This is a genomic window from Anaerobranca gottschalkii DSM 13577 (assembly GCF_900111575.1).
Lineage (GTDB): Bacteria > Bacillota > Proteinivoracia > Proteinivoracales > Proteinivoracaceae > Anaerobranca > Anaerobranca gottschalkii.
In genome coordinates, this window is the sequence record NZ_FOIF01000032.1 from 1 (window position 1) to 22,163 (window position 22,163).

The 22,163-nt window shown below is 33.8% G+C and carries 23 protein-coding genes, 5 tRNA genes and 2 rRNA genes; 1 reads left to right on the forward strand and 29 read right to left on the reverse strand.

Annotated features, from left to right (window positions below):
• The 17 genes from BMX60_RS08010 to BMX60_RS08090 form a co-directional block, all read right to left on the reverse strand.
• Positions 1-361, reverse strand: a 361-nt coding sequence (locus BMX60_RS08010) for a GTP-binding protein (protein WP_177159747.1), incomplete at its 3' end; no start/stop codon positions are given.
• 130 nt (positions 362-491) lie between these two features.
• Positions 492-568: transfer RNA gene (locus tag BMX60_RS08015), tRNA-Met, on the reverse strand.
• A 7-nt stretch (positions 569-575) separates the two neighbouring features.
• Positions 576-652: transfer RNA gene (locus BMX60_RS08020), tRNA-Thr, on the reverse strand.
• 28 nt (positions 653-680) lie between these two features.
• A tRNA-Gly gene (locus tag BMX60_RS08025) sits at positions 681-754 on the reverse strand.
• A gap of 16 nt (positions 755-770) precedes the next feature.
• Positions 771-856, reverse strand: a tRNA-Tyr gene (locus tag BMX60_RS08030).
• Positions 857-933: 77 nt separating this feature from the next.
• Positions 934-1,566, reverse strand: coding sequence for an RNA polymerase sporulation sigma factor SigH (sigH, locus tag BMX60_RS08035; protein ID WP_072908265.1), 633 nt, complete (start codon positions 1,564-1,566; stop codon positions 934-936).
• A 55-nt stretch (positions 1,567-1,621) separates the two neighbouring features.
• A complete protein-coding gene (locus BMX60_RS08040; RefSeq protein ID WP_091350989.1) occupies positions 1,622-2,164 on the reverse strand; it encodes an NYN domain-containing protein in 543 nt (180 codons plus the stop codon).
• The gene (rlmB, locus tag BMX60_RS08045; RefSeq protein ID WP_207648421.1) at positions 2,133-2,861 is read right to left on the reverse strand and encodes a 23S rRNA (guanosine(2251)-2'-O)-methyltransferase RlmB; all 729 of its coding nucleotides are present in this window, start codon (positions 2,859-2,861) and stop codon (positions 2,133-2,135) included. Before rlmB ends, BMX60_RS08040 begins: the two co-directional genes overlap by 32 nt.
• A complete protein-coding gene (thyX, locus tag BMX60_RS08050; RefSeq protein ID WP_091350990.1) occupies positions 2,858-3,541 on the reverse strand; it encodes an FAD-dependent thymidylate synthase in 684 nt (227 codons plus the stop codon). Before thyX ends, rlmB begins: the two co-directional genes overlap by 4 nt.
• Positions 3,531-3,947 (reverse strand): Mini-ribonuclease 3, encoded by a 417-nt coding sequence (locus BMX60_RS08055; RefSeq protein WP_177159748.1) that lies wholly within the window; start codon positions 3,945-3,947, stop codon positions 3,531-3,533. The genes thyX and BMX60_RS08055 overlap by 11 nt, the downstream gene beginning before the upstream one ends.
• Positions 3,934-5,340 carry a cysteine--tRNA ligase gene (gene cysS, locus BMX60_RS08060; protein ID WP_207648422.1) on the reverse strand — a complete coding sequence of 469 codons (1,407 nt, stop codon included), beginning with the start codon at positions 5,338-5,340 and terminating at the stop codon, positions 3,934-3,936. Before cysS ends, BMX60_RS08055 begins: the two co-directional genes overlap by 14 nt.
• On the reverse strand, positions 5,336-5,989 hold the full coding sequence (cysE, locus tag BMX60_RS08065; protein WP_091350993.1) for a serine O-acetyltransferase: 654 nt from the start codon (positions 5,987-5,989) through the stop codon (positions 5,336-5,338). Before cysE ends, cysS begins: the two co-directional genes overlap by 5 nt.
• Before the next feature lie 207 nt (positions 5,990-6,196).
• The gene (gltX, locus tag BMX60_RS08070; RefSeq protein WP_091351009.1) at positions 6,197-7,639 is read right to left on the reverse strand and encodes a glutamate--tRNA ligase; all 1,443 of its coding nucleotides are present in this window, start codon (positions 7,637-7,639) and stop codon (positions 6,197-6,199) included.
• A 40-nt stretch (positions 7,640-7,679) separates the two neighbouring features.
• The gene (gene ispF, locus BMX60_RS08075; protein WP_091350994.1) at positions 7,680-8,171 is read right to left on the reverse strand and encodes a 2-C-methyl-D-erythritol 2,4-cyclodiphosphate synthase; all 492 of its coding nucleotides are present in this window, start codon (positions 8,169-8,171) and stop codon (positions 7,680-7,682) included.
• On the reverse strand, positions 8,168-8,869 hold the full coding sequence (gene ispD, locus BMX60_RS08080) for a 2-C-methyl-D-erythritol 4-phosphate cytidylyltransferase (protein ID WP_091350995.1): 702 nt from the start codon (positions 8,867-8,869) through the stop codon (positions 8,168-8,170). Before ispD ends, ispF begins: the two co-directional genes overlap by 4 nt.
• Before the next feature lie 17 nt (positions 8,870-8,886).
• Positions 8,887-9,948: a PIN/TRAM domain-containing protein gene (locus BMX60_RS08085; protein ID WP_091350996.1), complete on the reverse strand. Its 1,062-nt coding sequence runs from the start codon at positions 9,946-9,948 to the stop codon at positions 8,887-8,889.
• A 95-nt stretch (positions 9,949-10,043) separates the two neighbouring features.
• Positions 10,044-10,520: a CarD family transcriptional regulator gene (locus BMX60_RS08090; protein WP_091350997.1), complete on the reverse strand. Its 477-nt coding sequence runs from the start codon at positions 10,518-10,520 to the stop codon at positions 10,044-10,046.
• Positions 10,521-10,743: 223 nt separating this feature from the next.
• On the opposite strand from BMX60_RS08090, the gene BMX60_RS08095 reads away from it, so the two are divergent.
• Positions 10,744-11,139 (forward strand): DUF1573 domain-containing protein, encoded by a 396-nt coding sequence (locus BMX60_RS08095; RefSeq protein WP_091350998.1) that lies wholly within the window; start codon positions 10,744-10,746, stop codon positions 11,137-11,139.
• Positions 11,140-11,168: 29 nt separating this feature from the next.
• Here BMX60_RS08095 and pssA read toward each other — a convergent pair whose 3' ends face one another.
• From pssA to BMX60_RS08155, 12 genes are all read right to left on the reverse strand, one after another.
• On the reverse strand, positions 11,169-11,867 hold the full coding sequence (gene pssA, locus BMX60_RS08100; protein ID WP_177159749.1) for a CDP-diacylglycerol--serine O-phosphatidyltransferase: 699 nt from the start codon (positions 11,865-11,867) through the stop codon (positions 11,169-11,171).
• Positions 11,868-11,880: 13 nt separating this feature from the next.
• On the reverse strand, positions 11,881-12,960 hold the full coding sequence (gene disA / locus BMX60_RS08105) for a DNA integrity scanning diadenylate cyclase DisA (protein WP_091351000.1): 1,080 nt from the start codon (positions 12,958-12,960) through the stop codon (positions 11,881-11,883).
• Positions 12,961-12,966: 6 nt separating this feature from the next.
• Complete coding sequence (gene radA / locus BMX60_RS08110; RefSeq protein WP_091351001.1) at positions 12,967-14,325, reverse strand: DNA repair protein RadA; 1,359 nt, start codon at positions 14,323-14,325, stop codon at positions 12,967-12,969.
• 127 nt (positions 14,326-14,452) lie between these two features.
• On the reverse strand, positions 14,453-16,879 hold the full coding sequence (locus BMX60_RS08115; protein WP_091351002.1) for an ATP-dependent Clp protease ATP-binding subunit: 2,427 nt from the start codon (positions 16,877-16,879) through the stop codon (positions 14,453-14,455).
• A 12-nt stretch (positions 16,880-16,891) separates the two neighbouring features.
• The gene (locus tag BMX60_RS08120) at positions 16,892-17,938 is read right to left on the reverse strand and encodes a protein arginine kinase (RefSeq protein ID WP_091351003.1); all 1,047 of its coding nucleotides are present in this window, start codon (positions 17,936-17,938) and stop codon (positions 16,892-16,894) included.
• Complete coding sequence (locus BMX60_RS08125) at positions 17,938-18,456, reverse strand: UvrB/UvrC motif-containing protein (RefSeq protein ID WP_091351004.1); 519 nt, start codon at positions 18,454-18,456, stop codon at positions 17,938-17,940. Before BMX60_RS08125 ends, BMX60_RS08120 begins: the two co-directional genes overlap by 1 nt.
• A 17-nt stretch (positions 18,457-18,473) precedes the next feature.
• A complete protein-coding gene (locus BMX60_RS08130) occupies positions 18,474-18,929 on the reverse strand; it encodes a CtsR family transcriptional regulator (RefSeq protein ID WP_091351005.1) in 456 nt (151 codons plus the stop codon).
• Positions 18,930-19,097: 168 nt separating this feature from the next.
• On the reverse strand, positions 19,098-20,318 hold the full coding sequence (locus BMX60_RS08135; RefSeq protein ID WP_091351006.1) for a putative glycoside hydrolase: 1,221 nt from the start codon (positions 20,316-20,318) through the stop codon (positions 19,098-19,100).
• Positions 20,319-20,561: 243 nt separating this feature from the next.
• The gene (locus tag BMX60_RS12390) at positions 20,562-21,539 is read right to left on the reverse strand and encodes a septal ring lytic transglycosylase RlpA family protein (protein WP_091351007.1); all 978 of its coding nucleotides are present in this window, start codon (positions 21,537-21,539) and stop codon (positions 20,562-20,564) included.
• A 181-nt stretch (positions 21,540-21,720) separates the two neighbouring features.
• Positions 21,721-21,797, reverse strand: a tRNA-Asn gene (locus tag BMX60_RS08145).
• A gap of 3 nt (positions 21,798-21,800) precedes the next feature.
• Positions 21,801-21,915: ribosomal RNA gene (rrf, locus tag BMX60_RS08150) — 5S ribosomal RNA — on the reverse strand.
• 33 nt (positions 21,916-21,948) lie between these two features.
• Positions 21,949-22,163, reverse strand: a 23S ribosomal RNA gene (locus BMX60_RS08155); the annotation flags it as partial.

Below are 22,163 nucleotides of genomic sequence, written 5' to 3' on the forward strand. Positions count from 1 at the left end.
AAATGTGCTCACGGGTTTGTGGCATTGGACCATCAGCAGCTGATACTACTAAGATTGCACCATCCATTTGAGCGGCACCAGTGATCATGTTTTTTACATAGTCAGCGTGGCCTGGGCAGTCTACGTGTGCGTAGTGACGTTTTTCTGTCTCATACTCAACGTGGGCTGTAGAGATTGTGATTCCCCTTGCCCTTTCTTCTGGAGCTTTATCGATTTGGTCATATGCCATTTTTTGAGCTCCACCAGTTGTAGAAATAATTGTTGTTAAAGCTGCAGTTAATGTTGTTTTACCATGGTCAACGTGGCCAATTGTACCAACGTTAACGTGTGGCTTTGTACGTTCAAATTTAGCTTTTGCCATTATTTTTACCCCCTTATAATATGGATTTGTTTTTTTATTTCTAGATATTTTTAAAAATTCCTGCTAGTTTTTGCAATAAACTAAATAAAAAATGCTTAAGGATTTCCCCTAAGCATTTATACTCATATTTTGGTGGCGGCACAGGGATTTGAACCCCGGACACTACGGGTATGAACCGTATGCTCTAGCCAACTGAGCTATGCCGCCATTTTCATGGAGCTCACGACCGGAGTTGAACCGGTGGCCTCATCCTTACCAAGGATGCGCTCTAACCTCCTGAGCTACGCGAGCATATATTTAAGATTATTTGAACATAATTTGGAGCGGGTGATGGGAATCGAACCCACGTAGCTAGCTTGGAAGGCTAGAGCTCTACCATTGAGCTACACCCGCTTATTAACAATAATATTGGTGGAGAGGACTGGATTCGAACCAGTGAAGGCGGAGCCAGCAGATTTACAGTCTGCCCCCTTTGGCCAACTCGGGAACCTCTCCATTTTTATTAACTGATCAACGACAAAATTTATTATACACATTATTTTTTTCTTTGTCAAGATTTTTTTATCATTTTTTTATAAATTTCTTATTTCCAAATAACGCTCTAGTTTTCTTTTTACCCTTTGCAGAGCATTATCAATAGATTTTACATGGCGTTTTAATTCTACTGCTATCTCTTGATAAGATTTACCTTCTAAATAAAGCATTAGAACCTTTCTCTCTAAACCACTTAAAATTTCTCCCATTTTTTTCTCTATATCTATATACTCTTCTTCGTTAATCATTAACTCTTCTGGATCAGTAATTTTAAGACCTGATAGTATATCTAACAGTGTTCTATCAGAATCTTCATCAAAAATTGGCTTATTTAAAGAAACATAAGAATTAAGTGGGATGTGTTTTTGACGGGTAGCTGTTTTAATTGCTGTAATAATTTGCCTAGTTACACAAAGTTCGGCAAATGATTTAAAGGAAGTTAATTTATCACCTTTGAAATCTCGGATAGCTTTATAAAGACCAATCATACCTTCTTGAATAATGTCTTCTTTATCAGCCCCGATTAAAAAATAAGAACGGGCTTTGGAGCGGACAAAATTTTTATATTTATGAATAAGAAATTCTGTCGCCTCCGGGTCTCCTTGACAAGCTAGAATGGCTATACATTCATCTGTCATATTTTCAAAACGTTGTTTAGCAGTTAAAGCCACTGTAAACCCTCCCCCATTCTTATGAAATAAATTATACCCTAGCGGGAAATAACCGTCAACCCTTTTTCAAAGAAAACCTATTTTTTAAGGTTTTCAATGTATTTTTATCTATTCGATCAGATAGAGTATTTCCCAAATCCCCTTTATTTTTCCGAATTTTATCACTAATTTTGTTTTCTGTATTCTTGATATCCTCAATAAATTCTCTACTAGATTTTCTAATAGCTCCTTTTCCCATCACAAACTGTTGTTGGGTATAATCTGAGGTTACCACAGTTACTCTAACATGTGACTCTGTTAATTCTTTAACCAGACGCTCAATCAAGGCATCGGCTGTCTGACCAAACTTAGTGTAAATTATTTCTAATCCGTCGACATTCTCTAATTTCCAACTGCCCTTTACCCTATAAGCATCAAATACTAATATCACCTTTTCCCCGGTAAATTTTTGATATTCTAGAAGTTTATTTATTATTTCCTCCCTTAGCTCTGTTAGCTCCCTATCCTTGGTTTTTTCTTTAAAATACCCATATAAAAAGTTATACCCATCAATAATTAAAACCTCTTTACCCGTTATCCCTTTGTTTAACCACTTCATAAATCAATATACCAGCAGCCACACTGGCATTAAGGGAGTTAATCTGACCTTTTAAGGGAATTTTTAGAATAACGTCACAATGTTTTTTAACTAACTGTCCTATTCCTTTACCTTCTCCACCAATGACCAAACAAATTTTTCCTGTTAAATCTGCCTGATAATAAGTTTGACCATCCATATCAGCACCAAATATCCAATACCCCCGCTCTTTTAATAGTTCAATAGTTTGAACTAAATTTCCTACTTGAGCCACAGGAACATGCTCTAAAGCCCCTGCTGCCACTTTAGCAACGGTAGAAGTAAGGGGAACAGCTCTATGTTTAGGAATTATTATCCCATCTACCCCAGCGCCATTGGCAGTCCTTATGATAGAGCCTAAATTATGAGGATCTTCTAAAGAATCTAATATCACCAGAAAACCTTGCTTCCCTTGTTTTTCGATATTATCTAAAATTTCTTCAAGGGGAGTGTATTCTTTAGGGCTTACAGATGCTCCAATCCCTTGATGATTATTGCCTTCAGTCAATTTATCTAAAAAAGATTTATCACACCACTTAATCACAGCACCAGAAGTTTTTGCAAGCTCCACTATTTTTTGATCTTTAAAGCCTTTTTGTATATAAATTTTATTTATCCTCCTCCTATTTAGGAGAAGCTCTTTTACAGGATTTTTGCCATAAACTACGTCTTCTTTCACTCTAATGCCTCCTTTAAGGTAGGGACCTTCCCACAACTCATATCACCTTCTGGACAAAATCCTAGCCATTGACAATTTGCCCCTGCATTTTTAAAAACAGTAGGAGCCTTTTCTTTTACTAACTTTAACATTTCATTAGCTAATGCCCTTATTTCCCATTGAGCTCTAACACAAGTCCTATGCTTAAAAAAATTAAAGAGGCTTCTTGCATTCATTGTTACAACAATTTTAGTTTCACAACTGTTGGGTAAAACATACCTTGCATCTTCATTTTTTATCCCTAATTCCACTAATTTTTCATACTTTTCCCCTATTTCTACCATTAACTGCTGGTAAATTTTATTAGCTTCAGGATTGTTTTTAATTTTAGGAGGTATAATGTATTCAAAATTTTTTTCTGATACATATCTTTGGGATTTTTGAGAATAACTAGCTATTCTGTGCCTAACTAATTGATGGGTTAGTGCTCTGCTAACTCCACTTATCCCAAAAGTAAAACTTATGTGTTCAAAGGGAGATTCATGGCCTAAATCCAATAATTTTTCAATTAACTTAACTCCCCTTTCCCCCTCCATTTTACTTTTAATTTCTGTTATATCATCTGCTGAATAACAAAGCCTAGCAGCTAAAGCTACTATTTCTTCACAATTGGGTGTATAACTCAATAGCTCAACTTTCATACTCCATCTCCACTCCTTCCCCGTCAATTATCTCGACTATTAGGTTCATAAGTTCCTCTAGTCTATCGAGATCTTGGGCTAAATATAAATATCCTATCAAAGCTTCAAGGCCCGTTGCATTTTTATATTCCCTCACTGTAGCGCTTTTAGGGGTAGTATTCCCTTTTACATTTCTACCCCTCATTGCCATTTGCCTTTCCTTTTCATTTAGAATCAGAAGAATTTTTGAGAATGCTAAACTTTGGGCCTTAGCTTTGTTATATTTCGTTGCCCTTTTGTGTAATAAATTGGGTTTTACTTTTCCCTGTTTAATTAACATCGACCTTATAAAAGTATCATAAACAGAATCTCCTACAAAGGCTAAAGCTAAAACAGGGACTTCTTGTTCTAGCTTATTCTTTTCCAACAAACTTCCACCTCACGCCATTTTTTGTATCTTCTAAAATTATACCCATACTTAGCAACTGATCTCGAATTTCATCTGCCCTCTTAAAATTTTTGGCCTTTCTTGCTTGCTGCCTTTCTTCAATTAACCTTTCAATTTCAGTATTTAATTGTTCTTCTTTTCCCCATAATAAGTCAAATACTTGATTGATCTTTTCAAAAGCTGTGCGGAGATGATTTAATACTAGCAAATTATTTCTTTCTCTTTGTAAGTAAATATTGATTTCCCTGACTAACTCAAATAATACACTTAAACCATCAGCAGTATTAAAATCATCATCCATAACTCTAAAATACTTTTCTACTAACTCATCAGCTTTAGTTATTGTTTCCTTATCTATAAGATCCAGCTCATCTTCTGTAGCGGAGTTAATTGCATAATTTAAATTATCATAAGCAGTATTTATTCTCTCTAGGCTCCTTTGAGCCCCTTGTAATAATTCTTCACTAAAATTTATTGGGTTTCTATAGTGACCGGACATTAAAAACAATCGGATAGCAAGGGGTGAGAATTTTTGCCTTAAATCCCTTACCATCAAGCTATTACCTTCAGATTTACTCATTTTCTTGTTATCAATTTGTAAAAACCCTACATGGAGCCAATATTTAGCAAAAGTTTTGCCAGAAAGCCCTTCACTTTGAGCTATTTCATTTTCGTGATGGGGAAAAGCCAAATCTTCTCCACCGCCATGAATATCAATGGTTTCCCCTAAATGTTTTTTAGACATAGCTGAACATTCAATATGCCAGCCAGGCCTTCCTTCTCCCCAAGGACTTTCCCATTTAGGTTCACCGGGTTTAGCACCTTTCCATAAAACAAAATCTAAAGGATTTTTTTTATTTACATCTACTTCCACCCTAGAACCCACTTCTAATTTTTCTAAATTCTGACCAGATAATTTACCATATTCTTTGAATTTTTCAGTATCAAAGAATACATCTTTTCCACCTATATAAGCTAAGCCTTTGTCTATTAACCCTTGGATTATTTTAATAATTTCATCGATAGTCTCTGTTGCTTTGGGATGAAAATCAGCATCTTTAATTCTTAAGGCTCTAGCATCTTCGAAATATTTGATAATCATCTCTTCAGCTAGTTCCTTTACTGTTATTCCTAATTCATTGGCTTTAACAATAAGCTTATCATCTATATCAGTAAAATTTTGAACATAGGTAACTTCATAACCCCTTTGTTTTAAATATTGACGAATAACGTCAAACATCAGGAAAGTCCTTGCATTGCCAATATGAAAATAATTATAGACCGTTGGGCCACATACGTACATTTTTATTTTTCCTTCATTAACAGGCTGCAATTCTTCAACCCTTTTAGTTAAACTATTATACAATTTAATCATTTAATTCGCCTCCTTTTTTAATCTCCCTGATTTCTTTTTGCAATTCATTAATTTGTCTTTGTAGACACATTACCATAACCATCATAGGATCTGGTAAATCACTATGATCTAACTCCTTGTTTAGCTTTACTCCGTTATTTATAACAATTTTTCCAGGAACCCCTACCACTGTAGAGTTTGGAGGGACTTCTTCTAATACTACCGCCCCGGCTCCTATTTTGGAATTTGCTCCTACAGTAAAAGCACCTAATACTTTAGCACCTGCTCCAATGACACAATTTTCTTTTATAGTAGGGTGCCTTTTACCTTTTTCTTTTCCGGTACCACCTAAAGTTACCCCTTGATAAATTGTAACATTATCCCCAACTTCCGCAGTTTCTCCAATTACCACCCCAGAACCGTGATCAATAAAGATCCCTTTCCCGAGTTTTGCTCCAGGATGAATTTCAATCCCAGTTAAAAACCTTGAAAATTGAGATATAAGTCTAGCTAATACCATAAATCTCCTTTTATATAACCTATGGGCTATTCTATGGAAAAATAAAGCATGAACCCCTGGATAACATAAAATTATTTCTAAAACATTTTTAGCTGCTGGATCCCTATCCTTTACTGCCTTTATATCATTTTTTAGTTCTTTAAACATTTGTAATCTCACCTACCACTTATTTTATTATTCTAATTAAATTTTGCAAATTTTACAAAATACAAAAATCGCCCCTATAATTATAGAGGCGATTTGCGTCGCGGTTCCACTCTACTTCAGGCAATAAGCCCATCTTTAGAGCCGATAACGGGGCAAACCGTAAAAACTCAAGGGGTGCAAATCCCTCTCACTGTTTTTTAATATATTTTACCTTTTTGCCATCATATAATCAACTCTTTTTATAACCCTTTCTTTACCTAAAATTGGTATTAAGCTATATAACTCACTACCATGGGTTTTACCTGTTAAGGCTACCCTTAAAGGCATAAATACCTTTTTCCCACCTAAACCTAGTTCTTTAGTTAGAGATTTTAAGATCTCTTCAACCTTTGAATAATTTAATTCTTCAGCTTGGATAATTTTTTCTTTAAAAAGATTTATTACTGACTCAACGGTATCTTCCTGTAGAATTTCCCGACATTTTTCATCTTCAAAATCGATATCATCATGAAAAATGTCAGCAGTTAAAGGGACGATATCTGACAAAACTGTCATTTTTTCACGATAAGTTTCTACGACAAATTCCAACCATGAAGAATCATATTCGTCAATATTTGGAATATGTTCTTTTAAGAAAGGTTTAACCCTATTTGTCAAATCTTTTATATCCATTTTTTTAATATATACAGAATTCATCCATCTTAATTTTTCCAAATTAAAGACTGCAGGATTTTTAGAAACCCTTTCTAAAGAAAACTCTTTTACTAACTCATCTAATGTAAAAAACTCTTTCTCCCCTTCAGGGGCCCAACCTAACAAAGCTAAAAAGTTTATCATCGCCTCAGGTAAATACCCTTTTTCTCTGTATTGATCTATACTAGTATCCCCATCCCTCTTGCTCATTTTTTTCTTTTGTTCATTTAAAATAATAGATACATGTCCAAAAACTGGTAAGGGAGCATTAAGGGCTTCATAAATTAAAATTTGCCTTGGGGTATTGGAAAGGTGTTCATCACCTCTAATTACATGGGTAATACCCATCGTAATATCATCTATAACCACAGCAAAATTATATGTAGGGATGCCATCTGATTTAACTATAACAAAATCACCAATACCATCACTTTCAAATTGGACTAATCCCCTTACTTTATCATCAACGGTAATTATTTTCCCTTGAGGAACTTTAAATCTTATAACAAACTTTCTTCCTTGTTGTTCTAGTTCACTAATTTGTTCAGGGGTTAAATTACGGCACTTTCCGCTATATTTAGGTGTTTCCCCTTTAGCATATGCTATTTGTCTTTCTTTTTCTATCTCTTCTTCAGTACAAAAACATTTATAACAATGGCCTTCAGAAAATAACTTATCTAAATACTGTTGATAAATATGTAATCTTTCTGTTTGGCGATAAGGACCATTTTCTCCTCCTACTCGCAATCCTTCCTGCCAACTAAGACCTAACCACTCAATACTATCTAATATAGCATCTTCCCAGTGGGCAGATGATCTGGCTAAATCTGTGTCTTCACTTCTAATTAAAAATATCCCGTTATTTTGTTTTGCTAATAAATAATCAAATAGTACAGTTCTAGCTCCTCCAATATGTAAAGGTCCTGTAGGACTTGGGGCGTAACGGACTTTATAAATACTCATTTTTTATACCTCCACTAATAATCTCAATAAATTATTATACCATATTTTTATTTTTCTTCAATTTAATTAATGAAACAGCTTGAGCTGCTATCCCCTCTTCCCTTCCCACAAAACCTAGCTTTTCTGTAGTAGTAGCTTTAATAGTAATTGCTTCTTCATCAATTTTAAGTATAGAAGCAATTTTTTGTTGCATTTTAGTAATATAGGGAGCCATTTTAGGTTTTTGTGCCATTATCACACAATCAATATTTATTATAGAATAACCTTTTTCCTCCAAAAGAAATTTAACCTTTTCTAATAAAATTAAACTTGAAATACCTTTAAATTCTTCACTAGTATCAGGAAATATTTTACCGATATCCCCTAAATTAGCAGGACCTAGTAAACTATCCATTATAGCATGAACTAAAACATCGGCATCTGAATGCCCTTCTAAACCTTTATTGTAAGGAATTTCCACTCCCCCTATTATAAGTTTTCTGTTATCTACTAATTTATGTACATCAAATCCTAGCCCCACCTTCATGCTAGACCCTCCTTTAATAAAAATTCTCCTATAAGCAAATCCTGGGGAGTAGTTATTTTAATATTATGTTCTTCTCCTAATACTGTTTTTATTTTGTAGCCAAAGGCTTCCACAAGGGAACTTTCATCTGTAAACTTATAAAGTTCCTTTTCTACTTCTTTAAATATCGGCAATAATTTAGAAACATAAAAACATTGGGGAGTTTGAGCAGCATAAAGATCATTTCTAGGTGGTGTACTTATAACAGTATCTTCTTTCACAATTTTTATAGTGTCTTTTACCTTAATTACTGGTATTACCCCTATTTCTTTTGGGTTATTCCTCAAAAATTGTAATAATCTTTCAATTAGACTTTCATTGATAAATGGGCGAGCTCCATCGTGGATAAGGACTATATCTTCTCCACTATCTGTCAAGGTTTTTAAACCATTATATACTGATTCTCCCCGATTAAAACCTCCGCTAACTAACCTTATAGGTTTTGTAAAGGTTATGTCTTTTAAGATCTCTTTTTTTACAAATTGTTCATCTCCTTGAGGGATTACTATAATTATTTCATCTATTTTTTTACTTTTTTCAAAAATTAACACAGTGCGGGCCAACATTGGTTGACCCGCTAATTTTAAATACTGTTTTTTTATATTAGTGCCCATTCTATTACCGCTCCCAGCAGCAACTATAAGTGCAATATTTTTCATCTTTTTCTCCCCTTATATTAACAAGCTTTATCATTACTTTTAATTTTAGCAAAAATCATACGCCCTGCAGCAGTTTGAAGTACACTAGTTACTAAAACTTCTAAATTTTCCCCAATATGCCTTTTACCACCTTCTACCACTATCATGGTCCCATCGTCAAGGTAAGCTACTCCTTGCCCTGATTCTTTACCGTCTTTTACTATTTGTACTAACATTTCTTCCCCTGGTAGCACTACCGGTTTTACAGCATTGGCTAACTCATTGATGTTTAGTACAGGTACACCTTGTAATTCACAAACTTTATTAAGATTATAGTCATTGGTAACAACCATTCCCTTTAGACTTTTAGCCATCTTTACCAACCTACTATCCACTTCTAAACCTTCTGAATCATTATCATCGATAATTGTCACTGGGATTTTTAATTCCTTTTGTATTCTATTTAAAATATCTAATCCCCTTCTCCCTCTGTTTCTTTTTAATGTATCTGAGGAATCTGCTATATGTCTTAACTCTTCTAAGACAAAACTTGGAATTATAATTTTCCCTTCAATAAAGCCAGCATGACAAATATCAGCAATTCTACCGTCAATTATAACACTTGTATCTAGAAGTTTACAAACTTGACTATTACTAATACCTTTTTCTTTTGTACTTCTAGAAAATAAATTGTAAAGATCTTCCCATTTGCTAACAGCTACAACATAACCTAAGTAGCCAAAAATTATATTAGTAAAAATCGGAAGAATAGGGCCTACTATTGGTAACTGACGGAAAGGATGAATTAATAGATAAGCTATAATTAGACCTATTAACAAACCTATTATACCAGCTAAGATGTCTTGAACTGGAGTAGTTTGTAATTTATTATCAATCCATTGACCTATATTTCTAAAATAATTAACTAACTTAGGAAAAATAAAATAACATATGATTCCAATAAAGATACCTGTCACCACTGCACCGCCATGTTGCTTAAAAGGGGAAAGCTCGAAAAATTCCAATAACGGGAAAGAAACTAAATAACCAATAGATATACCCACAATCAAGGATATTATCCTAAATAATTTATCAAACACTTCTACCCTTCACCTCCTATGAAGTAATACTAAATTATATTATAAACCATCTGAAAAAATATATACAGATACAAAAAATAAATTATCTATAAATATTATGCAAAATGCTTTAAAATCATCTCTCCTGCTTCTTTTTCATCTATCCCCTTAGATAATACAATTTCACTTATGAGAATTTGTTTCGCACTTTCTAACATCCTTTTTTCTCCAGAAGATAGACCCCTTTCCTTATCCCGTATTGTAAGATCCCGGACTACTTCAGCAACTTTTAAGATATCCCCATCCTTTATTTTTTCTAAATTAAGGCGATACCTTCTGTTCCAATTGGTAGGTAAAGGACTAGCTTTTCCCTGCAATACTTCAAAAACCTTTACCAATTCCTTTTTATCTATAATGGGTCTTACCCCTACCTCTGATACTTTATTTAAAGGGATATAAACTTTTATTGAACCAATAGGAATTCGCAACACATAGTACTGATGTTTAACTCCTAGGACTTCCCTTTCTTCAATATTTTCTATAATACCAGCTCCATGCATTGGATAAAGGACTTTATCTCCTATTTTAAACATAATTAAATTCACCCCTTTAAATAATAATCATCTATATTTTACCATAAAATGTTCTGTTTTGTCAAAAAATTAAATAATATCATACAATAACTTTTCTTGTCAATATACTTGGTTAAAAAAATAAAGTATTAAAGTTTTTGATATTTTCCTCTAACTCCGTTTGACAAAGCCTTTATTTAATAGATATAATATTTATAAAAGAGTTAGAGGAGTGAAGGCAACAATGAGAGATATTGACTGTAAAACCTTTCAAGATAAAGTAGATGAACTATTAGTTAGACATAGAAGTATATTAGATGTTTTATCAAAATTTCAAGAATCCAATGCCAGGGTTAACCGTTCAGTGGTAAAGGCAGTCACAAATTGTGGGTGTTTAAATATTACTGCATCTAAGAAAGACCTTCCTCCAGACATTGATCTTGAACAAATGAAAAATTTTATGGAAACACATCTCGAAGGCGAACTATGTGATAGTTGTAAAGAAATAATTGAAATGGAGTTAGGCAACAATCTTTTTTATCTTGTTTCATTATGTAATTTATTAAATTTAGACCTCTCGGAAATACTTAAAAAAGAATACGGCAAAATCAGTATCTTAGGAAAATTTAATTTGAGTTAACAATTAAGGAGCCTTAAAGGCTCCTTAAATTATTTAGATATAAATCTTTTACTTTTATAAAATCTAACGAGAATTAGTATTTGTTCTTTTAAACCTATAAGGATATAAATAATTACTGGAAAAAATATTAGTTCTCTAAACTTTAATACAAAAATTACAAAAAGGAAAAAGAAAACAATTGAAGCTTGTAAAAATTTTGACATGCCAACTTTTTTAAAATCAGGATATTTTACAGTACTAATCATAAAATAAGCTAATAATATAGTTATACAGGCCAAAAAAGGAGTAGAAATAACATTTTGATAAGTCATTATGATAGTTAAAATTCCCCCTGCCATAGTTATCGGCATACCAATAAAAAAACCAGGTACAGGATCAATAACATTAAAGCGGGCTAAACGGATGGCACCACAGAGGGCGAAAGCAAAAGATAAAAATATACCTAATAAACCTAACTCATTGAGGGCTAAAGTATATGCTATAAAGGCTGGAGCTACGCCAAAGGTAACTAAATCTGACAAGGAATCTAATTCTTTACCGAACTCACTACTAACCCCTAAAGCCCTTGCTATCCTCCCATCTAGGCCATCCATGAGCATACCAGTTATAATGAAGGCTGCCCCTAAATTAGGGTTTCCTTCTATAATCATTAAAAGGGCGATTAAACCAAAAATTAAGTTCCCTAAAGTAAAAATACTTGGGATTATTCGTTTAATTATCATTAACATTTTCATCACCTCTTTATACATGTCTATCTAATAAAACTTGTTGTTGTAATCTTCTTAAACCATCTTTAATAGCCCTTGCCCTAACCTCACCTATTCCATCTACATCATCAAGTTCTTCTATCGTTGCTACTAGTATATTTTGAAGTCCTCCCAACTCTTTTACAGTGTTTTCAATAACTGGCATAGGTAATCTCGGAATTTTGTTGAGAATTCTATGCCCTTTAGATAATACCGGTTGTTCTAAAGTAGAGACACTACCACCATAGCCTAAAATTTTACTTATCATGGTTAACTCTAATAAATCTTCAGAACTTAATTGAGACATCTGCCTCAGTATTTCTTCTGGGGTTTTATCATTACCTTCAGCTATATAGTCTTTAATTACTAAATACCCTTCCTCTTCGATGTTACTAATTAGCTCTTCTAACTGCATTCTGATTAGCCTACCTTCATCCCCTAGTTCTACAATATATTTGTCTAATTCCTGAACTATCCTTAAAACCATTTCATACCTCTGTAAGACCTTGGCTACATCACCTACATTAACCATTTCCTCAAATTCTAGGGCACTTAAATTGATTAAGGCTTGTTCTAAAACTGAACGATATTTATCTAAGGTTTGAATAGCCTGATTAGCTTTATTTAAAATTACACTAATGTCTTTAAGGGCATATTTCATAAACCCTTTGTACAAGGTGATGACGTTTCTCCTTTGAGATATAGAAATAACCAATTCCCCTGTTTGTTTTGCCACCCTCTCTGCAGTTCTATGCCTAATTCCAGTTTCTGTAGAGGGTATCGTTGAATCAGGGATTAACTGAGTATTAGCATATAATATTTTTTTTGCATCATAACTTAGAATTATTGCACCATCCATTTTAGCTAACTCATAAAGATTAGCAGGAGTAAAGTCACTATTGATATAAAATCCTCCATCTACTAATTCTTTAAGTTGTGGGCTTTCACCTACCACAATTAAAGCTCCAGTTTTAGCCCGTAGTACATTTTCTAATCCCTCTCTTAAGGCAGTTCCTGGGGCTACTAATTCCAATGTCTTTAGTAATTTATCTTCTTCTCCTCTTATACTTTGCATATTGCCCTAACCTCCTAAAACTACATCAATGCCTTCTCTAACTGTTTTTACTGGATATACTTCAAGTCCGCTAATTTGTGGAATTGTAGAACCATAAGGTATCAAAGCCTTTGTAAAACCAAGTTTCTGAGCTTCCTTTAACCTAATCTCTAACCTGTTAATACTTCTGACTTCTCCAGTTAAACCAACTTCACCTAAAACAATCCAATCTCTAGGAATTGTTTTTTCCTTAAAACTTGAAGCTATTGCTAATGCTACAGCTAAATCTGCAGCTGGTTCATTGACTCTTACTCCCCCAGCAATGTTTACATATGCATCATAACTATTTAAAAACAAACCTGCTCTTTTTTCCAGAACCGCCATTAATAAAGCTACTCGGTTGTAATCAACTCCATCAGTCATTCTTCTAGGGGTACCATAATTTGTAGGGCTTACCAACCCTTGAACTTCAATTAAAATTGGTCTTGTCCCTTCTAAACTAGCAGTAACAACTGAACCAGCACCTTCTACCTGCCTTTGAGATAAAAATAGTTCTGAAGGGTTTAATACTTCTTTAAGGCCTTTTTCTGTCATTTCAAATACTCCGATTTCATTGGTAGAACCAAACCTATTTTTAACACCCCTTAGTATTCTAAAAGATTGATGACGCTCACCTTCAAAGTAAAGAACAGTATCTACCATATGCTCCAGTACCCTTGGTCCAGCTATCCCCCCTTCTTTTGTAACATGACCAACAATAAAAATTGTAGTAGTTGTATTTTTAGCTATACCCATAAGCATCCCTGTACATTCTCTTACTTGGGAAACACTACCTGGAGCTGAAGGTAAATCTTTATTAAAGATTGTTTGAATAGAATCCACAATTAAAAACCTTGGATTATATTTATTAACTACTTCTAAAATAGTATTAACTTCCGTTTCTGCTAATAAATATAAGTTTTCATTAGTAACTCCTAGTCTTTGACCCCTTAACCTAATTTGTTGTAGTGATTCTTCTCCTGATATATAAATAACATTTCCCTGTTTTGCTAAATTATTAGAGGTTTGTAAGAGTATTGTAGATTTACCTATACCAGGATCCCCCCCTATCAATATTAAAGAGCCATCTACTATTCCTCCTCCTAATACCCGATCTAGCTCAGAAATTCCTGAAGATACTCTATTTTGTTCATCAAAAATTATGTCTTTTATAGAAACAGGTTGGGATATTTTATTTAAATAACTAAATGCACCTTTAGGGCCAGAGGTGCTTTTTACTTCTTCATCCATCGTATTCCAGCTTAAACAACTGGGACATTTCCCTACCCATTTGATCGACTCATAACCACATTCTCGACATATAAATATTGTTTTATTTTTCCCCATCTTATCAACACCTTTTATTATCTTTACCTTCAAATAATTATTATACCATATTATTCTCTGTAGTTTACAAAAATTCCTTCAGTAAATAAAAAATAAATATAGGACCTCAAGGTCCTATATTTATTTTTTATTCTTTTATAAATACAGGTTTTCCGTCTTCTAGTTTTACTACTACTTTATCGCCTTTTTTAATAGTACCTTTTAAAATTTCTTCAGATAAGTTATCCTCTATTAAACGCTGAATTGCCCTTCTTAAAGGTCTAGCACCGTAATTTGGATCAAATCCTTCATCTGCCAAATGGTTATATACTTCTTCAGTAGCCTCAATACCGATTCCATACTCTTTAACTCTTTCTTTAAACTTATTAAAGAGAAGCTTAACTATCTCTTTTATATGTTCTTTTTCTAAGTTATGGAAGACTATTATTTCATCGATACGGTTTAAAAATTCTGGCCTAAAAGTTCTTTTTAACTCCTCCATAACCTTATCTTTCATATTTTTATAGTTAGATTCTCCATCACTAGGTTTAAACCCTAATGTAGCTTCTTTCTTAATTAGATTAGCCCCTACATTGGAAGTCATTATTATTACTGTATTTCTGAAATCCACCCTTCTACCTTTTCCATCAGTCAATATTCCATCCTCTAAAACTTGTAATAAAATATTAAATACTTCTGGATGGGCCTTTTCTATTTCATCAAATAGTATAACTGAATAGGGTTTTCTCCTAACTTTTTCTGTTAACTGTCCTCCTTCTTCATATCCCACGTAACCTGGAGGAGCACCTACTAATCTAGATGTTGTATGTTTCTCCATATACTCAGACATATCTAAACGGATCATTGCATCTTGGTCACCAAATAATGTTTCTGCTAAAGCTCTAGCCAACTCTGTTTTACCTACTCCTGTAGGTCCTAAGAAAATGAAGGAACCGATAGGACGTTTCGGGTCTTTTAACCCAGCTCTAGCCCTTCTTACTGCCCGTGCTACTGCTTTTACTGCCTCTTCTTGACCAATAACCCTTTTGTGCAATATTTCCTCTAATTTTAATAAGCGTTCTGCTTCATCTTCTTCTAATTTTTTCACAGGTATAGAGGTCCAGCTAGAAACTATCTGAGCTATATGTTCAGGTGTTACTACATACTTATCAGAAACCTGTTTTTTCTCCCATTCTCCTTTTACCTGATCAAGTTTTTCTTTAATTTCCCTTTCTTTATCCCTTAACTTAGCAGCTTTTTCAAACTCTTGAGATCTAACTGCCGCATCTTTTTCTTTTCTAATCTCTTCTAATTCTTGCTCTAAATTTTTTAAGTCTGAAGGAGCAGTAAAGGTACTTAACCTCAATTTAGATGCAGCTTCATCTATTAAATCAATTGCTTTATCAGGCAAAAACCTGTCGGTAATATACCTGTCTGATAGTTTCACTGCCGCTTCAATAGCTTCATCACTAATTTTTACTCTATGATGTGCTTCGTATTTATCCCGCAAGCCTTTTAATATTTCTATCGCCTCTTCTTTAGTAGGTTCACCTACCATAATAGGTTGAAAACGCCGTTCTAATGCAGGATCTTTTTCAATGTGTTTACGATATTCATCTAAAGTGGTTGCACCTATTGTTTGTAATTCTCCCCTTGACAAAGCAGGCTTTACTATATTAGAAGCATCAATAGCCCCTTCTGCACCACCTGCCCCTATAATAGTGTGGATTTCATCTATAAATAATATCACATTACCAGCAGCTTTAAATTCATCCATTAGTTTTTTGAGACGCTCTTCAAATTCGCCACGATATTTAGTTCCTGCAACTACGGAAGCTAATTCTAGAGTTACTAATCTTTTATCTTTTAAAGTTTCGGGAACATCACCGGCTACAATCCTTTGTGCTAATCCTTCAGCTATAGCAGTTTTACCTACTCCAGGATCTCCTATTAAACACGGATTGTTTTTGGTTCTTCTGCTTAATACCTGAATAACCCTTTCTATTTCATCCTTTCTACCAATTACAGGATCCAATTTCCCTGCTTCCGCTTCTTTAGTTAAGTCTCGCCCAAAATTATCTAACATTGGCGTTGGTTTATGTCTTTTTTTGTTTTTATGTGATGGAGATTTAGGCGAAAACTCTTGGCCTAATTGTTTTAAAACTTCTTCCCTAGCCTTTTCTAGATTTACCCCTAAATTTTCTAGTACCTTAGCTCCTATTCCTTCTCCTTCTCTAATTAAACCTAATAAAATATGTTCTGTTCCTACATAGTTATGACCTAACATTTGAGCTTCTTCCATTGCTAAATGAATAACAGTTTTAGATCTGGGAGAAAACCCTATTTGTCCTTCAATTATTTGTTGACCTATTCCTACTAGATTTTCAATTTCTTTTTTAACTTGATCACTACTTACATTAAGACTAGCTAAAACCCTTGCCCCTATACCCTCACCTTCTTTTATTAATCCTAACAAAATATGTTCAGTACCTACAACATTATGACCTAATCTCCTTGCCTCTTCTTGGGCATGGGAAATTACTTGTTTACCTCGAGTAGTAAATCTCTCAAACATAAAATACACCTCCTATTTTTTTAAAATTTCCCTTATAACTTCAGCCCTTTTAATATCTCTAGTTTCTGTATTTAAAGTATGTCCATAAAGTTTTTGTAAAAATCCTGGTCTAGTTATAACAATTAATTGTTTAAAAAATTGTGGTTTGATTCCTTCTATAAATTTTAGATCCACTCCTAGTTTTAAATAAGATAGTAATTCTAAAGCTTCTTTAGAAGATATACTATAAGCATTAGATAAAATCCCATAGGCCCTATACGCTTTATCTTTAACATTCACTTGATTTTCCTCTAATAAGTACTTTCTGCTGTTATATTCATGATCGATAATTTGTTTAGTAACCCTTTTTAAATTATCAATAATTTCAGCCTCACTCTGCCCTAAAGTCACTTGATTTGATATTTGCATAATATTCCCTAATGACTCAGAGCCTTCACCATATATTCCCCTCACCGCTAGACCAAGTTGAGAAACGGCGGTAAGAATCCGATTAATTTGCTTAGTAAGTACTAAAGCGGGCAAATGAACCATAACCGACGCCCTTAAACCAGTTCCGACATTAGTAGGACATGCCGTTAAATAACCAATATTTTCACTAAAGGCAAAATCGATATGGGCCTCTAACTGATCATCTATTTCATCAGCTATTTTATAGCCTTCTTCTAAGTTTAACCCCGGCAATACTACCTGTGTTCTAATATGATCTTCTTCATTAACCATAATACTTACTGATTCATCTTTATTTAACCATACACCACTATTTTTATTTTCATTTATTAGTTGAGGACTTATTAAATGTTTCTCAACTAATGTTAATTTATCTTCATGGGTTAGACCATTCATTGAGAAAAATTTGAAATCTTCTAAACCACTCATCCTTTTACCAATTATCTTTTCTACTTCTTTAAGACTTTTTGAATCCGCTACAGAGGGAAAAGGCAAACCATGTATATTCCTTGCTAGACGAATACGGCTACTTAATACCACATCTGAAAAAGGTTGATTTGTTTCTTCCATCCATTTACTAGAGTTTTGGTTAATAAAGCCTTCTAAAGCCATTATTCTCCCCCCTTTTGCCTTTTTTCTAATTCTTTAATTTTATCCCTCAGAATAGCCGCTTGTTCAAAATCCTCTTTAGCTATACAAATATTTAACTTATCCCGTAAACTTTGAATCTGTTTTTTAAGGCGGATTTGACCTCCAACCCTTATAGGTACTTTACCTACATGATTGGTACTTCCGTGAATTCTTTTTAGTAAAGAATTTAATTTAAAGCCAAAAACATCATAACACTGACTACATCCCATACGACCATTATTAACAAAACTTTCTTCTGTAAGGCCACATCCTTTACACGTTATTCGTTCCTTAGCCTTCCCTCCTAATACTCCAAATTCATCAAAATCTAGTAAACCAGATAATAGCTTATGAAAAGAAAAATGATCTCCATAACTAAAATCTAACTCACCCCGTTCTTTAGCACATACTTCACAAAGCTTTAATTCCATTTTTTCACCATTTACTATTTTGGTAAAATGAACGGTAGCCGTCCTTTTTTTACACTCTTGACACAACATTTTAATCACCTCCTGATTTATTCTATTACAGTAATTAAAGCATTCTTTAAAATTTCTGCCCTAACTTTGTCCCTTAAAGGTAAAGGAATCCCTAAAACTTCTGCCTTTGTTATTTCTATTAGTATTTTCCCTTCCCTTTTTGTAAATATGCCTTCTTCTTGTAATCGTAAAACTAAATCTTTACACTGATTATAGCTAATACCTTTCTCTAAGATAGTAGATAAATACTTCATTGTTTCTTTAGCTGAAGGGGTAATTTTAGTTATCCTAATATATCCACCACCACCCCTTTGACTTTCTACTTTAAATCCCCGTTCAGGTGTGAACCTCGTTTGCAAAACATAGTTTATTTGAGAAGGAACACAACTTAAAATAAATGCCAGCTCATTTCTCTTAATTTCTATTTGATTGTTACTAGACATTTTCAACAGACTTAAAATATATTTTTCTATTTGATTACTAAGACTTGACAATTGTCAGCCCTCCTTGACTTTGACTTTCTTTGACTTTCTAATTATATAATATTACTTTAATTTATTATTGTCAATATTTAACTAAAGAATTTATTGGAAAAAGTAATAGTAAAACCCATAGTGATGTTAGCCACTATGGGTTTATTACTTAATAATATTTAATTTTAATTATCTAAAGGCATCGGCTATGTGATGATACTGATTACTAGGATTCCAAATTAGGTATTCAAATATCCCTAACTCCTGAGCGGCCCTTATTTGTTCCCTTACTTCATGGGGACCATAAGGTGGCTGTCCTTGAGAAAATCCTTGTAACCACGGTCTAATCATTACATTAGAGTTCATAGCTGCTATCCTAGTTTGGTAATCTATTAATGCATATTTTACAGTTTCATAAGGCCTTGCATTATTTGAAGGATATAAACCGTAATTATTATGGTGATAGTGGGATGGATATACCATAGGACAAATTAAATCTAGGGCTTCAGAACCTAATAAAGTTTCTAAATGTTGACCAATCCCCATATCCCCTTGGACTGTTCCGATAAGTCCAAAAATATCGGCAGATAATTCTACATTATACGGTTCCAACTCTTTTCGTATAAATTTAATAAACTCAGCAATTACTTTAGATCTAGTATACTCTTCTCCTTCTGGGATTAAGTCAAAGGATTCTAAATGATCGAACTTTACCCTATCCCCTACCCTATCAGGAAATCTAACATAATCTAGCTGTATTTCTCTAAAACCTAATCTGGCAGCTTCTTTAGCAACATCGGCCACATATTGCCACACTTCTCTACTATGGGGATCAACCCAAGCTACTTTACTACCTGATTCAACCCAAACACTACCATCGAGGTTTTTAACTGCTAAATCAGGTCTTTTGGTGCCTAGTTTGTTATCTTTAAATACTACAACCCTAGCAATAGGATAAATATTATTTTCAGCAAGGGTTTCCATTAGAGCTTCAATATCACTAATTTTGTTAGTATTAGCACCAATTTCAATTGCCAGTTCAACTTCTGTATTTCTGTAAGATAATTCTCCATGGTCATTTTTAACATCAATAACCATAGAGTTAAGTTCTGTTGAGTTAACTAACTCCACAAGACTATTAAATCTGTCTTTTAATCCTGCAGAATTACCCGTTAAGTAGATACCTTTAACATGTTTTGGTCTTTCGATGAATGGACCTGTAATTAGTGGCTTCTCATCTTCATCAGGTTCCTTTTCATCATCACTAGGCTCTAAATCAACAATATTTTCATCAGGGTCAGGTTCTTGTAAATTAGGAGTAGATGTATCTACTGTACAGCCTACTAATAAAAAGATTATGAGAACGATACTTAAATATTTTAATATTTTAATTGTAATCTCCCCCTTTATTTTATAAAAGTTTCTACTGTGTTAATTAAAAATTAAATGAAATATATCCTACTTTTTCCCTTGCTCGAAACCCACTCCCCTTTTATTTGATATTATATAAATTCGCTAAATATAAGCTAAAATCCTTTTTAAACTAGGTATTAATTTTTTCCAAATCAAAAGTTTTCTTAGGTATTATGTATATAAAAAAATATAGACTGTCTATTAAGACAGTCCTAAAAAACAAACCTCTTTCCCTTATTTTTAACGACTAATACCTATAACCCTTACCCTTACATCTCCAATACCATAAGGGCGAAGCCCAATTTCTCTAGCAGCAGCTTCTGAAAGGTCAATAACTCGACCATCAACAAAAGGTCCTCTATCATTAATTCTTACAACTACTGATTTTCCTGTTCGTAAAAAAGTCACTTCAACTAATGTTCCAAAGGGCAAAGTTCTGTGGGCAGCTGTTAATTTATTTTTATCATAAATTTCTCCACTGGCGGTTTTATTACCATGGAACTTATCACCATACCAAGAGGCTACACCAACTACCGCATATTCCCTCGAAGAACGGGAAGCAAGTTCGCGGGTATTTTGATGAATTATCCCAGGTTGAGGTTCTGATAAAACTTTTTCATCTAGTTTTATCCTTGATACTTCTTCTCCATCATTATATGTTACTTTATATGTTATTTCTTTCAACCCATCCCTTGACTGCTTATATACCCTATGACTTCCTAGAGGTAGTCGGGTATCGTAATAATAGTAATTATAAGCAGGTATAGCTACTTTCTCTGTAATGATTTCTGATTCCACTCTAATAATTTGAATTTCTTGGCCTGTTATTAATCTTTGATGGAGGGGTAAATTAACTATATCTGTTTCTCCTAATTCAATTTTTTGTTCTTTTAAAAGGTCTTCAATAGTATCTGCCCAGGAAAGAATTTTATATTCTTCTCCATCCACCTTTAATAAAACTTTTGCCCCTTCTTTAATAGCAATAAAGTTTGTCACTATATCCTCATCTTTTGCAGGATACACTTGATGTATATTAGTTAATGTAATATTTGCTTCCTTTAAAATTTCTTCTACCGATGTTTTATCAGTTTTTACTTCAATAAATCCATCATCAGTGAAAATTGTGACTTTACTTTTTGGATTAAATCCTGAAGCTGCTGTCACAGCCGCTGTTACCACTAGAGTCCCTGTGATTAACAGCGTCTTCATTTTTGACATTTTAATCACCTCATAATAATTTTATGCTATAATAAGTAAATTTATTATAGTATAATGTATTATTTTCCCCTAATTTTTTATTAATATGCATATACACAGCATTATATGTATTTTATACTATTTTTTCAATTAATGCAACTAAATAAAAAAACCGTTCTTGCGAACGGTGAGAATTTAAAATTGGCTCCCCAGGTAGGACTCGAACCTACGACCTACCGGTTAACAGCCGGTTGCTCTGACCAACTGAGCTACTGAGGAATGACCTAGCGACGACCTACTCTCCCAGGGGGTAACCCCAAGTACCATCGGCGCTGAGGAGCTTAACTCTGGTGTTCGGAATGGGAACCGGTGTATCCTCCTCGCTATTGTCACTAGATTAACAAAACACACAAAACTTAAAAGTGAGCTTTTGGTCAAGTCCTCGACCGATTAGTACTAGTCCGCTTAAGACATTACTGCCCTTACACTCCTAGCCTATCTACCAGGTATTCTTCCTGGGGTCTTACTTCCTTAACGGAATGGGAAGTCTTATCTTGAGGTGGGTTTCGCGCTTAGATGCTTTCAGCGCTTATCCCGTCCAAACTTGGCTACCCAGCACTGCCATTGGCATGACAACTGGTACAC

Bases quoted from the DNA above. Each gene is read 5' to 3' on its own strand.
- BMX60_RS08040 (WP_091350989.1), bottom strand. From the start codon at position 2,164: ATGAAGTGGTTAAACAAAGGGATAACGGGTAAAGAGGTTTTAATTATT.
- thyX (WP_091350990.1), bottom strand. From the start codon at position 3,541: ATGAAAGTTGAGCTATTGAGTTATACACCCAATTGTGAAGAAATAGTA.
- cysE (WP_091350993.1), bottom strand. From the start codon at position 5,989: ATGTTTAAAGAACTAAAAAATGATATAAAGGCAGTAAAGGATAGGGAT.
- ispF (WP_091350994.1), bottom strand. From the start codon at position 8,171: ATGAAGGTGGGGCTAGGATTTGATGTACATAAATTAGTAGATAACAGA.
- ispD (WP_091350995.1), bottom strand. From the start codon at position 8,869: ATGAAAAATATTGCACTTATAGTTGCTGCTGGGAGCGGTAATAGAATG.
- BMX60_RS08090 (WP_091350997.1), bottom strand. From the start codon at position 10,520: ATGTTTAAAATAGGAGATAAAGTCCTTTATCCAATGCATGGAGCTGGT.
- BMX60_RS08095 (WP_091350998.1), top strand. From the start codon at position 10,744: ATGAGAGATATTGACTGTAAAACCTTTCAAGATAAAGTAGATGAACTA.
- pssA (WP_177159749.1), bottom strand. From the start codon at position 11,867: ATGTTAATGATAATTAAACGAATAATCCCAAGTATTTTTACTTTAGGG.
- disA (WP_091351000.1), bottom strand. From the start codon at position 12,960: ATGCAAAGTATAAGAGGAGAAGAAGATAAATTACTAAAGACATTGGAA.
- radA (WP_091351001.1), bottom strand. From the start codon at position 14,325: ATGGGGAAAAATAAAACAATATTTATATGTCGAGAATGTGGTTATGAG.
- BMX60_RS08115 (WP_091351002.1), bottom strand. From the start codon at position 16,879: ATGTTTGAGAGATTTACTACTCGAGGTAAACAAGTAATTTCCCATGCC.
- BMX60_RS08120 (WP_091351003.1), bottom strand. From the start codon at position 17,938: ATGGCTTTAGAAGGCTTTATTAACCAAAACTCTAGTAAATGGATGGAA.
- BMX60_RS08125 (WP_091351004.1), bottom strand. From the start codon at position 18,456: ATGTTGTGTCAAGAGTGTAAAAAAAGGACGGCTACCGTTCATTTTACC.
- BMX60_RS12390 (WP_091351007.1), bottom strand. From the start codon at position 21,539: ATGTCAAAAATGAAGACGCTGTTAATCACAGGGACTCTAGTGGTAACA.